We start from the raw sequence: 14,044 nt of genomic DNA, 5'->3' as shown, positions 1-14,044 counted from the left end.
GTATCAATGCATGATCGGCTGCCGCGCCCGGCCGGTACCGTCCGCCTCGCTTATCGCCGTCATTCCGGGGCGCCAGCGGCTGCACGATCTCCTTGCTGCGCTCGGAATGACGAGGGGCGAGAGCGCTTCTAGCGCCAACTCACAAACAACAGGCACGGCTTCGCATTTGTCGCGGCGCGTTCCGCAGCGCCGTGAACGCAACGCGCGCTCGCCGCGACCAATGGCGATCGCCACCGAAAAGCAGGGAATCGGATGCTGAACGCCCAACAATTGATGTGGACGCAGATTGCCGCCGGCATCTCGGTGCTGCTGTTTGGATTGATGCTGTTCAATCTGGTCCGCATGCGAGGGCGGATGCAGGCCGCGCGGAGCTGGGACAAGGTGGAGGGCATCATCACGGTCTCCAGGGTCGATCAGCCGGCGACGCACGCCTCGGACGATCGGAACGACGCCAAGCCTGTCATCCGCTATCGCTATCAGGCCGGCGGCCAGGAGCTGGAAAGCGACAAGGTCTTTGTCGGCGGCACCGTCATCACGACGAGGGTACTGGCCGCAAAACTGATCGGACGATATCCGGTCGGCGCGCATGTCGACGTCCATGTCGATCCGAAGCAACCGACCGAGGCGTTGCTCGAACCTGCTGCCGCGCAGAATGTCGCGGCACTGGTGGCGTTCACCATCGTGTTCGGCTGCATTGCCGCCACCCTCACCGCGCATTCGCTCGCGGGTCACGTGCTCTACACCAACAAGGGCGTTCCGCTGTTCGCGTTCGCGTTGCCGATCATCGTGCTCCTAGGCGGCGTGTTCTGCGTCGCAGAGTATGTCCGGACGCGCCGGCTGGCGAGCGCGAGCCTGCGCTGGCCGACCGCGGCCGGCAGGGTCACCCGTTGCGACGTGATCGAGGAAATCATCGAGGAGAAGAGCGACGACGACAAGTCCCGGTCCAGCAAGCTCCAACACCGCTATCAGGTCGACCTGCGCTACGCCTACAGGGTCGACAAGCGCGACTTCATCGGCACCGAAGTCGATTGGGGCGGCACCATGATCTCCGGGCTGCGCGAGGTCGCCGAAAAGGCCGCAGCGAAATATCGTCCCGGGCAGAACGTCAAAGTTTACTACGATCCGGAACAACCGGGACATGCGGTGCTGGAGCCTGCGAGCCGGGAAGGCGCGCTGGGGCCGCTGATCGGTGCCGCGGTCTGCGCGGTCGTCGGAGGCCTTTTTCTGACAATCCTGATCAAGGTCGGGTTCGCATAGAGGCGCTTGATGCCGCTCACCCTTTCGGCGGCGCCAGCGGCTGCACGATCTCCTTGAACGGCGCCAGCGCCTCGCAGCGGTCGGCATGCGCCGCAAGCGCCGGATAGCGCGCCGCGTCGAACAGAAGCGGATGCGCTTCGCGGGTGAAGCGCACGACGCAGGCCACCGCGATATCGGCATGGCCAATGCGCTCACCCAGCCAATACGGCGTCGTCACCTTGGCGCGCTCGGCGTCGAGCACGCCGAGCACGTCGCCGATCTGCGCCTGGCAGCGCTCGACCCACAGCGCAAGCTGCTCCTTCCGCAGCACGCGCTCATAGAGCAGGCTCACCGCCTTGTCGCCGAGACCGGAGGCGAGCGCGCAGATGCGCAGGTGCTTGCGCCGCTCGGCGCCGCCGCGCGGCAGCATCGCCTTCCTCTCGCCGACCAGTTCATCGAGATAATCCAGGATGATCGTGCTCTCGATCAGCGCCTCGCCGTCGTCGAGCACCAGGGTCGGGACGCGGCGCAACGGGTTATAGGGCGCGATCTTGTCGGCATCGCCGAAGGTGGACCACGGCCTGTGCTCGAAGGCGAGCCCGTAAAGCCGCAGCGCGATCGCGACGCGACGGACGAAGGGGGAATCATATTGGCCGATCAGGAACATGGTTCTCGCTCTTCTCGTTGGTGGGACACGGCGGGGCCGATCAGTTTCCACGACCAGATCGGCGCGGCGCAAGAAAGAATATGGAAATGGAGCATTGCGCCGGTTGCAACGGCACCTGCAACATCACGCGCAAGGTGCGCGCTACGCGATCAAAGGCCGTCCTGGATCGAGCGCTTGATGGCGGCGATCGCGGTTTCGTTGCGCTTGTACATCGTCCACTGCTTGATCCGCTTGGCGCGCACCAGCTTTGCGGCCGTCAGTACCCGCATGTGCTCGCTCACGGTCGGTGCGCTGACGCCGAGCTTCTCGGCGATCAGCAATCCGCAGACGCCGTCCTCGACCAGGTCGCCATCGGCCTGCTCGCGAAAATGCCTCCGCGGATCCCGCAGCCAATCCAGAATCTGCAGGCGGCGTTCGTTGGCCAGCGCGCGCAGGGCGACAGTGATTTTCATTTAGCCATTTTGCTAATTACCTAATTGATGTCAACTCCAGGATGGGCTATCAAGGACGGCATCATGACAGCAACAACGGACATCACGCGGGAGCGGATTGCGGCGACCGAGGCCGTCATTCGTCCGCACGTAAGGCGCACGCCCCTCATTGTGGCCGATCTCGCCGATTTCGGCCTGCCGGCGGCGCCCATCACGTTCAAGCTCGAGATGCTGCAGCATTCCGGATCGTTCAAAGCGCGGGGCGCATTTGCCAATCTGCTGCTGCGACCGGTGCCGGAGACGGGCGTGGTCGCCGCATCCGGCGGCAATCACGGGGCGGCGGTCGCCTATGCGGCGCAGCGGCTCGGCATTCCCGCCACGATCTTCGTGCCCGATATCACCTCGCCAGCCAAGGCCGAGCGGATCAAGGGGTATGGTGCGAAACTCGTGATCGCGGGCAGCCGCTACGCCGATGCGCTCGCCGCGAGCGAAGCGCATGTTGCACGGACCGGTGCAATGGCAGTTCATGCCTACGACCAGGCCGAGACCCTGCTCGGCCAGGGCAGCGTCGGACTGGAGCTGGAGCAGGACGCGCCCGGCATCGATACGCTGCTGGTGGCGGTCGGCGGCGGCGGGCTGATCGGCGGCATTGCCGCATGGTACAAAGGCCAGACGCGCATCGTCGCGGTCGAGCCCGAACAATCGCCGACCCTGCACGCCGCTATCGCCGCGGGAGCACCGGTCGATGCGCCGGCCGCGGGCCTTGCCGCCGACAGCTTGGCGCCGCGGCGCGTCGGAGAATTGATGTTCCCGATCGCGCAGGCCCATGTCGAGCGGGTCGTCCTGGTCGGCGACGAGGCGATCCGGCAGGCCCAGGCAGCTCTATGGTCGAGCCTGCGTCTCGTGGCCGAGCCCGGCGGCGCGGCCGCATTTGCCGCGCTGCTGTCTGGCCGCTATCGTCCGTTGCCCGGCGAACGCGTCGCAGTGCTCGTTTGCGGCGCCAACACCACGGCGGTCAAGTTCGACAGCTAGTCTCAAGGGGAATTGGCGCCGTCATCCTGGCATCGACCCTGTTTGCGTTGATCAGAGCCGCCGCCGCACACGCACAGGATCGCCCGATCGACTTCCTGACGCCGTCGAAAAACATCGTCTGCCAGTTCTTTGCCGATAGCAGCCAAACGAACGACAAAGCCGTGCTCCGCTGCGACATCATGAACATGGAGGCACGCCCGCGCCGGCCCGCCGATTGCGAGCTCGACTATGGCCACGCCTTCGAGATGAGTGCGAAAGGCGGTGCCGGCCGCATCTGCGCCGGCGACACGGTGATGGACCCATCGCTGCCGGTGCTCGCCTATGGCGAGGTGTGGCAACGCGCGGGCTTCACATGCCGGTCGGAGCAGACCGGGCTGACGTGTTTCAATGCGATGCAGCGCGGGTTCTCGCTGGCGCGGGCGGAGCAGAAGGTGTTTTGACGGCGAAGCCTTGTGGCAACAGCTGTGGCTTTTTGCGAGCAGCCGTTTCATGCAGCTACACGGACTGGACGAGCGATACTTTTGACTTAGCCGGCCCGTTGGCTTTGTAGTGGCCCTAAGTTGCCAGATCGTTGAATGATCCCGTAGTTGCATCAAAGTAGACGGACACCGTGCCCGTTGCTCCGTTCCGGTGTTTGGCGATGATTATCTCGGCCAAGCCATAAGCCGCTTCCATGCGCTTTACCCAAGCCTCATACTCGTATCCTCCAAACGGCGGCTCTTCTTTGGTCAAATAGAAATCATCGCGATGAAGCAGGAGGACGACGTCCGCATCCTGTTCAACTGATCCTTTGTCACCGAACTCCTCAAGTCGCGGCCGCGGTTCGTAGCGCTTCTCGATTTTTGACGGTAGTTGGGCCAGCACCAAAATAGGTATCGCCATCTCTCTTGCGATCTTCTTCAATTCGCGAGTGATTTGAAGCGAAGCATCCTTGGATGCTCCGAAATTATTACGGGCAGCAGCCCTCAAGAGATCTAGATTATCAATTATGAGTAGATCAAGACCCTTTTCAGATTTTAGGCGATGCGCTCTAGCTGCAAGTTGCTCGATCGAGAGAGTTGCGGTCTCGTCAATGAAGAATGGTAACTTCTGAAACTCTATAGCTTTATTGCGAATAGCCTCAAAATCGACCTCCGAGATCGCACCTTGCCGAATGGTCCCGATCGGAATTCCACTCTGCTGAGAGATCACGCGCGTGGCTATCTGCTCCGAAGACATTTCTAAGGAAAAGAAGCCGACGATGCCGCCGTCACGTACAGGACTGTCATTATGACCATCGCTTTTCCATAGGCGAGCAACGTTATAGGCGATATTCGTTGCCAGCGCTGTTTTTCCCATGCCCGGCCGACTGGCGAGCACAACTAACTCTGACGGCTGCAGCCCCGCGATCTTGCGGTCCAAGTCTCGGAAGCTAGTCTTGATGCCGGAGCCAGTGCTGACAAAGGCTCTTGCTGCGAAGTCAACAGCATGCACGAGCGCCCGAGAGAATTGATGAAATCCGCGCGCAGATGGAAGGTCAAAAGGAAGCCCTGGCTCTTTACTCTCACTAGGCCGCGTTAATTCCTGGAGCTTCGAGGTCGCGTTCTCGGCCTGAGCGAAACCCCCGCTTTGATTAGAAGCTGCCTCAACGATCTGCTGACCTAGTCGGATCAATTCCCGACGGAAGTAGAGGTCGGTTAGCGACCGACCAACCAGAGCTAAGTCAACACCACCAACCGCATCATCACGAAGACGCCCCACGTACTGACCAACGGTCATTCCACCAATATCAACATCAAAAGGAAGCTTAAGACGCATTGTTTCCGGTGTTGCAACTCGTCCTTCCCGGATCACTTCGGCCAACGCCTCAAAGATAGTTTGATGCAAGGGTTCATAGAAATATCTCGCTTCGAGGAAATCAGATACCACGAAGAAGGTCTCGTTGCTCTTAAGGATCGCGCCTATGAGTTTCTGTTCGACCTCGATATCATGAGGCGAGCGGACAACTTCCGTATCCGAGACTTCCGTAGCGGGTGCCTCGCCCACTTCGGGCTTTGCGCTCTCCTCTACGATGGGTAGAGTTACAATCGATCCAGCATTAGATCCATGTCGCCTGATCGCCCGATTGTCCAAAAAGCTAGTCCCAATTGGGTCTAAGACAAATCGCGTCACCCACACAGGTGGATGGCTTAGCAGTTCGCTTTGAGGAACTCGTCCTGAGCGCACCGTACTACGATAGAATACTAGTCGCGGGACAGCTTCTATTGTGCCCACAACACTATTGTCAAAAATGTATGATTTGTCCGATGCCCTTATAGCTTGCTGAAGCAGCGCCATGGTCCGCAACCAGCGTTCCCGAATCTTATCATCCGGAACAGGGTGCCCTCCTTGGGCCACTCTGAGGGCAACACGCTCGACATTGGTCTGGGGATCATCTGTCCCGACGAAATACAGTATGACCGTGTAGCCTTCCTCCTTCGCCCTAACCAAGATATCAATTTTGGATGGGTGAGACATCACCGTCTCAAAACTAAAGCTACGACGAGCTCTTATACACTCGTTCCTTCGTTGATCTGCGATGGCTTGGGCTTGCCGACTTCTCTGAAGTAACGTTCCAGTCAGCCCCTCGGCAATATCGTCGGGATTGATGTACTCGCCAAGATCAATGCCCTTTTGCAAAAGATGCCGCGTAAGCGTTGTCTTACCAGCTCCGTTAGGCCCAGCGATGATGAGCAGAAACGGTTCAGTCAACTATCGCCCCCGCGATTTACGCCACCGAGCGTCCCGACTTTTCCTTTTTGCCTTCGGTCTCGTCAGGCGGAAGGTCGGTAACGGGACCCAAGTCTTCTATTCTGCCATCCGAATAGTACCGGATCCTTCGGCCATCTCTTGATCCTGTAATCGGATGACCGGCGGCCAAGGCGTTCCGCGCGGCAGCCGCCCACGCGTCGTTTGCGAGTTCGATCAACTCGGTAGTTGTTATGTCTACTACCCGTTTCATGCCCCCAATATATAGGCATGGAGAGACAAAACAAAGCACGCAAAATGGTTAACTTTGAAGCTTGGGCAGGGATCACTCAGTCCCCCTGGTCACTCGCCAGCACGCCCTTCACTGCCCTCGCTCAGCCTGCAAGCTTCCGCTCCCGTGTCGCCCGGTAGGGCTTGAAGCGGTGCTCGAGGCGCCAGTTGTCGGCGAATTTCGTCGGCTCGGGATAGACGCCGGCCTGGAGGCCGCGAGATAGGCCGTGCCCTCACTCCGTCATTGCGAGCGCAGCGAAGCAATCCAGAATCTTTCCGCGGAAACAGCCTGGATTGCTTCATCGCAAGGGCTCCTCGCAATGACGGTGTGGAGGCAGCCGCGCACTACTCGATGATCGGCACGTGCTTCGCCGCGTCGCGCGGCGCGGTGCCGTCGAGACGCGGATCGTCGGCGATCTCGATCTGGCGGCGGAACGGGCGGAAGCCGGAGCGCTGATAGAACGCGACGGCGGAGGGATGGTCGAAGGTACAGGTGTGCACCCAGACGCGGTGCAGCTCGCGTGACCATGCGAGCTCCAGCGCGCGGTTCATCAGGAAGCGGGCGGCACCCGTCCCGATCAAGCCGGCGGTGACGCCGAAATAGACCAGCTCGCACTGGCCGGCCTCGCGGAAATCCAGCTCCAGCAGGCCTTCGTCGCGGCCATCCGCGACCAGGGCGTAGACCTCGACGCCCGGCGCGTGGATGATTGCGGCGAGCTCGGCATTGTTCATGCGGGCGCGCGAGAACCACAGCCACTCCTCGCCGACGCGGCGATGGAGGTCGCGATACCAATCGAGCGGGGGCGCATCGACCTTGCGCAGGGTCAAGGCGCCGGGCGGATCGTCACGGCGCGCGGGCGGTGCGGCCATCTCGAGATGTGTGACGACTGCGGCGATCTTGCCGGCGGGGATGTCGGAATAGCCGTCGGGGATGGTCATGGGGCTGACCCGTTCAGTTTAGGCCAAAGCGGCGGCCATACAATCAGTGTCGTCCCGGCGAAGGCCGGGACGACGGTGTGGATGCGCCGCCACTCATCGCGGCGTCAACGAGATCGCTTCCGCGGTCGCGGCTTCGACGGCCGAACGGCTGTAAAGCAGCGGAACATATTGGCCGGCGGCCCAGAGCGGGGCGAGGTCGCGATAGTGGGCGCTGAAGGGATCGCCGGATTGTCCGGGCGTGTTGATGGTGCGGCTCGCATCCCAATTGCCGACGTCGAGCACCATGCGGAACGAAGCGCCGGCGAACAGCTGGTAATCGGCGCGGCGATAGGTGGCCGCCCGCGGCACATTGGCGGCGCCGCCATAGGCCAGTGGGCCCACAGAGAGCTGCGCGGCGGTCGCCTTGTCGGCAAGCGGCATCAAGGCATGGTCGAATTTTGCGACGTGCAGCCGGCCCCAGCGCCAGGTCGATGAATCGGGCCCGAGCTTGCTCGTGACATCGGCCACCGCGGAACCAATGCTGTCGCGCAGGACCTGGTCGCGTGCGGCAGCGGGATCAGAACCGAGCGACGCATCCGGGGATTCCAGATAGGCGACGAGCGCCGAAATGCTCGACGCCTCCGGCGCAATCAGATCGGCGGCCTTGGGAGCCGTGGTCTTCAGCAGCCTTGGGCCGAGATGATTGGCGATCCAGACCTCGAACACGGCAGCCGCCGCGCTGTCGGCGGCATCGCGCGCGTCCCATGGCTTGAGCAGCTCGAGACCCTTCTTCACATTGGGATCGTCGGAGGTGAGCGGCTGCAACAGCTTGACGAGGCGCCGCCCCAGCATCGCGGTGTCGTCGTTCTGCAAATCCATGGCGTCGGCGAGCGTCACCTTGCTGTTGGCCGCGAGCACCTCGGTGATGCGTTGCCAGCGCGCGCTGTCGGACCATTCGAAGCCGACCTTGCGCTCGGCTATCGGGTAGTCGGCCGGCAGGTTCATCTGGTTGGCAGTGGCGAGAAAGCCCTGCTTGGGCTGATAGGCCTTCGGCAATTCGTCGAGCGAGAGAAAGCCCTGCCACTCGTAGCGGCCGTCGCCCGGCACCGGCATCAGGCCGTCGAAATTGCCGCGGCGCGGCGTCTTGCCGGCCGCAACCCAGCCGATATTGCCGCGCGTGTCGGCATAGACCTGGTTCTCCGACGGCGCGCCCCAGCGCCGCATGGCGGCGAGGAAGCCGTTCCAGTCCTTCGCGGTCATGTAGTCGGAGGAGCCGAAATAGGCGGAGGTGCCGGGCTCGAACCAGATCGAGCGCACGGCAAAGGCACGCTTGTTCGCATCGTCCACGAAGATGACGGGACCGTGGCGGGTGAACTTCAGCTCGAGGTCGCGATCGGCCTCGCCCTTGACCTGCTCGGTCTCGTGAACGATGCGCATGTCTTCCCAGCCGTTGCCGTAGCGGTACTGGTTGGGGTTTTGCGGATTGAGCTCGTAGACGTAGAGGTCTTCCTGGTCGACGTTGAAAATCGTAAGGCCGAAGGCGATGGTGCCGTTATGGCCAATCGAGATGCCGGGCAGCGCCGGCTCGCCGGCGCCGATCACCGAAAGGCCCGGCGCATTGAGGCCGACGATGTAACGCAGCGAAGGCACGCTGTGCTCGCGATGCGGATCGTTGGCGAGGATCGGGCGGCCCGTCGCCGTGCGCGATGCCGCGATCACCCAGTTGTTGGAGCCGATGGTGTCGCGCTGCTGGTCGGCCTCGGTGAGGTATTTGTCGGGATCGTGCGCGAGCGCGGCCTGCCTGTCCTTCGGTGCCGCGAAGGCGACCGGGCGCGTCGCGAGATCGTAGGCCGCGAGCACGGCCTTGGGTACGCTGCAGGGGTCGAGACCATCAGGGACTTTCGTCGACCATGCCGGCTCAAGCTTGACGCGGAAGCGATCGGCGTCGAGGCCGGCCGCGCAGGCAACCAGGGAGCGTTTGACCTCGGAGGCGACATTGCGCGTCAGGCCGTGGCTGCGGATGCGGACGACGTCATCCGCCGTCCACGCTTCCGGCATGGTGCCGGCGATCCTGAACTCGATCGGCAGCGCACGTTTTCCCGCGCGCACGTCGGCGACATAGGCGTTCACGCCGGCGACGAAGGCGTCCGCATAGGTCTTCGCCTTGGGACCGTAGGCCGCCCACTCCGCGTTCATGTCGCCGCGATAGAGGAACAGCCGCAGCGCCTTGTCCTGCTCGGCATAGGCCGGGCCGAAATCCTTTGCGAGCAGGCCGAGCCCGCGCTTGCGCCAGAGATCGATCTGCCAGAGCCGGTCGCGCGCGGCGTTGAAACCTTGCAGGAAGAACAGGTCGTGCTCGTTGCCGGCATAGATGTGGGGAATGCCCCAGACATCAACCAGGATCTGGGCGGGGGCATTGAGACCGGCGACGTCGGTCTTGAGCTGCCGCGCGCTTCCGAGCGGGTTCGCCTTCTCGCGCGCCATTGCGGTCGAGGTGAGCAGAGCGGCGCAGATCGCTGCGCCACAGAGCTTCTGGATGACCCGGTTGAAATCCGTGTTCATTGTCTTCTCCCGTTGTTGTTGGTGTTTGGGGCGCTTGCTTGGCGAGTAGCCCGGATGGAGCGACGAGATCCGCCTACGCTTCTCCCTCGTCGCTCGCCAGCACGCCCTTCACGGCGCGCGCCCAGCCCGCGAGTTTTCGCTCGCGCGTCGCCTCGCTCATGTTCGGCTTGAAGCGGTGCTCGAGGCGCCAGTTGTCGGCGAATTTGGTCGGCTCGGGATAGACGCCGGCCTGGAGGCCGGCGAGATAGGCGGCGCCCAGCGCCGTGGTCTCCTGGATCACGGGGCGGTCGACCGGCGCGTCGAGGAGATCGGCGAGCCGCTGCATGGTCCAATCGGACGCGGTCATGCCGCCGTCGACGCGGAGCACGACGCTGGCCGTCTCCGAGCTCGGCCAGTCGGCGCGCATCGCGGCCCAGAGGTCGAAGGTCTGATAACAAACACTCTCCAGCGCGGCGTGGGCGAGCTCGGCAGGCCCGGTGTTGCGGGTGAGGCCGAACAGGGCGCCGCGCACGCGCGGATTCCAGTAGGGCGCGCCCATGCCGACGAAGGCGGGGACGAGATAGACGCTCTGCATGGAGTCCGACTGATCGGCAAGAGGTCCGGTCTCCGCGGCCTGCTTGATGATGCCGAGGCCGTCGCGGAGCCACTGCACCGCGCTGCCGGCAACGAAGATCGAGCCTTCGAGCGCGTAGGTGCGTTTTCCCGCGAGCTGATAGGCGACGGTGGTGAGCAGCTTGTTCTTCGACACCACGGGCGTGGTGCCGGTGTTGAGCAGCGCGAAGCAGCCGGTGCCGTAGGTGGACTTCATCATGCCGGGGCGGAAGCAGGCCTGGCCGATGGTCGCGGCCTGCTGGTCGCCGGCGATGCCGGAGATCGCGATCGCGCCGCCGAACAGGTCGGGCACGCTCTCGCCGAAGCAGGCGGAGGAATCCTTCACCTCTGGCAGCATCGAACGCGGCACGCCGATGATCTCGAGCAGCTCGTCGTCCCATTGGCCGGTGTGGATGTTGAACAGCAGCGTGCGCGAGGCGTTGGTGGCGTCGGTGGCGTGCACCTTGCCACCGGTGAGGCGCCAGAGCAGGTAGCAGTCGATGGTGCCGAACATCAATTCGCCGCGCGCGGCACGCGCCCGCGCGCCGGGGACGTGGTCGAGGATCCAGGCGACCTTGGTGCCGGAGAAATAGGGATCGATGATCAGGCCGGTCTTCTGCGAGATGACCGGCTCGCGGCCGTCGGCTTTCAGCTTGGCGCAGATGTCGGCGGTGCGGCGGTCCTGCCAGACGATGGCGCGGTGCACGGCCTGCCCGGTGGCGCGGTCCCACACCACGGTGGTCTCGCGCTGGTTGGTGATGCCGATCGCGGCGATGTCCTTTGCGGTGATGCCGGCCTGCTCGATTGCATCGCGGCAGACCGTCACGGTCGAGGTCCAGATGTCCTCCGGCTCATGCTCGACCCAGCCCGAGGCCGGAAAATGCTGCGGAAACTCCTGTTGCGCGCGCGCCGCAATCGAGATGTCGCTGCGGAAGACGATGGCGCGCGAGGAGGTGGTGCCCTGGTCGATGGCGAGAACGAAAGACATGGTAGCTACCTTGGCGTTTTCTTGGCGTTTCCCTGGAGGCGGTCAGTGTGTCGGGCCAAAAGGAGCGGATTAGGGCGGGAAGGTCAAGGCCGCCACACCCGCCGAGGCGGTTGACGGTGCACCGCCCGGGCGGGCCGGGAGGCTAGGACGGCGGGAGCGAAGATGATACATGCCGGGCCGGGTAAATCGGGGCGACATGACATTCACTTCCCTTCAGTTTGGCCTCTTCGTCGCGGTCGTGTTCGGCGCCTATTATCTGCCGCCTTTGCGCCGCTTCCAGGTCCAGCTGCTGGTGCTTGCGAGCCTGGTGTTCTATGGCTCGGGCCAGCCGGCGCTGCTGCCGCTGCTGCTCCTCGCCGTGCTCGGGACCCATCTCTGCCTGGTGCTGGCCTTCGACGACCGCGCGATCTGGATGCCGGCTGGAATCGTCTTCAATCTCGCGCTGCTGGCGTTCTTCAAATACAAATTCCTGCTCGTCGATGCGTCCACGGCTTACCCGATCGGCTTCGCGCCGCTGGATTTCCTGTTGCGGCTGCCGCTGCCGATCGGCATCTCCTTCTTCGTGTTCCACAACATCAGCCTTCTGGTCGACCTCACGCGCGAGAAGCGGCCGCCGCCGCTGCGGGACGTCTTCCTCTACATCATCTTCTTCCCGCAGCTGGTGTCGGGACCGATCACGCGCGCGGGCCAATTCATGCCGCAGATCGTCCCCAAACAGCTCGCCGACGTCGATTTCGCGGAAGCCGCCAAATGGATCCTGACTGGCTTCTTCTTCAAGCTCTACGTCGCCAACAATCTCAACGAGATGACGTCCTACATGGACTATCCGCTCTATGAGACGGTGGCCACGCAGGACCGCTGGCTGCTCGTGTTCCTGTACAGCTACCAGATCTATGCCGACTTCTTCGGCTATTCGGCGATCGCGCTCGGCCTCGGGCTGCTGTTCGGCTACCGCCTGCCGGTCAACTTCGACCTGCCCTACATCTCGGCTTCGTTCTCCGAGTTCTGGACGCGCTGGCATATCTCGTTGTCCAGCTGGCTCAGGACCTATCTCTACATCCCGCTCGGCGGCAACAGGAAGGGACCGGCCAGAACCTGCCTCAATCTGATGATCGTGATGACGCTTGGCGGCCTCTGGCACGGCGCGAGCCTGAGCTACGCCTTGTGGGGCATGCTGCACGGCCTCCTGCTCGTCGTCGAGCGGCCGTTTCTGAAGGTGCTGGGCGAAGCCGGCCCTGTCGTGCGCGTCGCCCGCATGGGCGTCGTCTTCTTCTGCGTGACGATGCTCTGGATCTTCTTCAAGCTGCCGAACTTCGATCACGCGCTCGGCTACCTTGCAGGTATGTTCACGCCGACGGATAATCCCAATCCGACAAAACTGTTTCGCAACATGGCTCTGCTCTACGCCCTCCCCGTTCTCATCCAGCATCTCGGCCTCGGCGCGCTCGCCAGTGGCAGGTTGCGGCGATGGGAGCCGTATCTCTATGGCGCGCTCGCGGCGTTGGCCTATCTCGAGGCGGGGCCAGACGCCGCCTTCATCTATTTCCAGTTCTGATGATGGCGCAGATGTCCGGACTTCCATGGTTGATCAGATGTGCGGCTGCGGCCGTGGCGCTGCTGCTGGTCTGCGGTCTTGCCACGGCGCGGTTCGGCTCCGCGCTCCAGCAGCCGTCCGTCACGACCCGCGACGGCAGCCTCATCACCCTCCACCGCTATCTGAGAGAGCCGGTGCCGGACATCGTGCTGGTCGGCAGCTCGGTCGCCTGGCGGCTCAAGGAGGAATATTTCTCGCTTCCCCGTTTCCGCAATCTCGCGCTGGCCGGGGGCTCGCCGGTCACCGTCCTCGAAATCCTCGCGAAACAGCCGAGCTTGCCGAAGATCATCCTGATCGAGACGAACATCCTGTCGCGCGAGCCCGACCGCGAGCTGATCGGACAATTCTCCGGTCGCACCCGCGCGGAAGCGCCGTTCCTGCGTCCCGTGCGCGCGGCGGTTGCGGCCCACGAGACGTGGAATCACGCGCCGCCCAATGCCGCACAGGCTCGCGCCGAACAGGATCGCCTGCTCAGGGAGCCGCCGAGCACGTTCGACAACAAGCCCTATCTCGACCTGGCGCTGCGACAGATGAATGAAGGGGAGCCGACAGGGCCGGTGCGCGCCAATGTCGCGCGCGTCAGCGAGCTGATCGACGACGTCCAGCGGCGTGGATCCCGTGCCTTCCTGATCGAGATTCCGTTCGAGGCCGGGATCGAGGACTCCCGCCTCGTCACCATGAGCAAGGCGATCGTCCACGCAGCTTTTCCGGATCAGTCGCCGTGGCTACCGATCAATCCGCCGCGGGGCGAATTGCGCTGGGCCGACGGTGTGCATCTCGACGAGCGATCGGCTCTGATCGTCGTGCGCGCCATCGAAAGCGCGCTCGCTGAGCGCGACGGCGCACGCCGGGACAAGTGACAGCTACACCGCCGCGGTGGTGACGCCGCCGTCGATGACGATGGTCTGGCCGGTCATGAAGCTCGACGCATCGGAGGCGAGGTAGGCTACCGCGCCTGCGATCTCGTCGGGCTCGCCGATGCGGCGCAGCGGCGTGGTGGCGGTGCGGCGCTTCAACATGGCTTCGTC

The 14,044-nt window shown here is 63.4% G+C and carries 12 protein-coding genes (1 of these 12 only partly in view); 5 read left to right on the top strand and 7 right to left on the bottom strand.

Going from position 1 to position 14,044, the window contains the following annotated elements; all coding sequences use genetic code 11:
- Nucleotides 1-252: 252 nt before the first annotated feature.
- Nucleotides 253-1,257 (top strand): DUF3592 domain-containing protein, encoded by a 1,005-nt coding sequence (locus tag XI08_RS42200; protein ID WP_271578956.1) that lies wholly within the window; start codon nucleotides 253-255, stop codon nucleotides 1,255-1,257.
- Nucleotides 1,258-1,273: 16 nt separating this feature from the next.
- Here XI08_RS42200 and XI08_RS42195 read toward each other — a convergent pair whose 3' ends face one another.
- On the bottom strand, nucleotides 1,274-1,903 hold the full coding sequence (locus XI08_RS42195) for a glutathione S-transferase family protein (protein WP_271578955.1): 630 nt from the start codon (nucleotides 1,901-1,903) through the stop codon (nucleotides 1,274-1,276).
- A gap of 149 nt (nucleotides 1,904-2,052) precedes the next feature.
- Nucleotides 2,053-2,355, bottom strand: coding sequence for an ArsR/SmtB family transcription factor (locus XI08_RS42190; RefSeq protein WP_027544280.1), 303 nt, complete (start codon nucleotides 2,353-2,355; stop codon nucleotides 2,053-2,055).
- Between the two features lie 63 nt (nucleotides 2,356-2,418).
- On the opposite strand from XI08_RS42190, the gene XI08_RS42185 reads away from it, so the two are divergent.
- Nucleotides 2,419-3,366, top strand: a complete 948-nt coding sequence (locus tag XI08_RS42185; RefSeq protein WP_442869920.1) for a threonine/serine dehydratase — start codon at nucleotides 2,419-2,421, stop codon at nucleotides 3,364-3,366.
- Entirely contained in the window at nucleotides 3,327-3,806 is a 480-nt protein-coding gene (locus XI08_RS42180; RefSeq protein WP_333929443.1) for a DUF6636 domain-containing protein, read from the top strand. Before XI08_RS42185 ends, XI08_RS42180 begins: the two co-directional genes overlap by 40 nt.
- A 115-nt stretch (nucleotides 3,807-3,921) precedes the next feature.
- On the opposite strand, the gene XI08_RS42175 is transcribed toward XI08_RS42180, so the two are convergent.
- From XI08_RS42175 to glpK, 4 genes are all read right to left on the bottom strand, one after another.
- Nucleotides 3,922-6,096, bottom strand: a complete 2,175-nt coding sequence (locus tag XI08_RS42175) for a DnaB-like helicase C-terminal domain-containing protein (RefSeq protein WP_271578952.1) — start codon at nucleotides 6,094-6,096, stop codon at nucleotides 3,922-3,924.
- Nucleotides 6,097-6,708: 612 nt separating this feature from the next.
- Complete coding sequence (locus XI08_RS42170; RefSeq protein ID WP_271578951.1) at nucleotides 6,709-7,302, bottom strand: GNAT family N-acetyltransferase; 594 nt, start codon at nucleotides 7,300-7,302, stop codon at nucleotides 6,709-6,711.
- 93 nt (nucleotides 7,303-7,395) lie between these two features.
- On the bottom strand, nucleotides 7,396-9,843 hold the full coding sequence (locus XI08_RS42165; protein ID WP_271578950.1) for a penicillin acylase family protein: 2,448 nt from the start codon (nucleotides 9,841-9,843) through the stop codon (nucleotides 7,396-7,398).
- 73 nt (nucleotides 9,844-9,916) lie between these two features.
- The gene (gene glpK, locus XI08_RS42160; RefSeq protein ID WP_271578949.1) at nucleotides 9,917-11,422 is read right to left on the bottom strand and encodes a glycerol kinase GlpK; all 1,506 of its coding nucleotides are present in this window, start codon (nucleotides 11,420-11,422) and stop codon (nucleotides 9,917-9,919) included.
- 196 nt (nucleotides 11,423-11,618) lie between these two features.
- Here glpK and XI08_RS42155 point away from each other — a divergent pair, with 196 nt between their 5' ends.
- Entirely contained in the window at nucleotides 11,619-12,977 is a 1,359-nt protein-coding gene (locus XI08_RS42155) for an MBOAT family O-acyltransferase (protein ID WP_271578948.1), read from the top strand.
- An 11-nt stretch (nucleotides 12,978-12,988) separates the two neighbouring features.
- Entirely contained in the window at nucleotides 12,989-13,876 is an 888-nt protein-coding gene (locus tag XI08_RS42150) for a hypothetical protein (RefSeq protein WP_271578947.1), read from the top strand.
- 3 nt (nucleotides 13,877-13,879) lie between these two features.
- Here XI08_RS42150 and XI08_RS42145 read toward each other — a convergent pair whose 3' ends face one another.
- A protein-coding gene (locus XI08_RS42145) for an SDR family NAD(P)-dependent oxidoreductase (protein WP_271578946.1) crosses the window boundary here: on the bottom strand, nucleotides 13,880-14,044 show its 3' end. The gene runs 609 nt beyond the window's last position; 165 of the gene's 774 nt are visible here — the last part of the coding sequence; its start codon lies beyond the right edge, outside the window; the stop codon is at nucleotides 13,880-13,882.

Origin of the sequence: Bradyrhizobium sp. CCBAU 11361 (genome assembly GCF_028128935.1) — a bacterium.
Lineage (GTDB): Bacteria > Pseudomonadota > Alphaproteobacteria > Rhizobiales > Xanthobacteraceae > Bradyrhizobium > Bradyrhizobium niftali.
The sequence above is the reverse complement of the archived record's forward strand: the minus strand, read 5'-3'. Positions and strand labels throughout refer to the sequence as shown.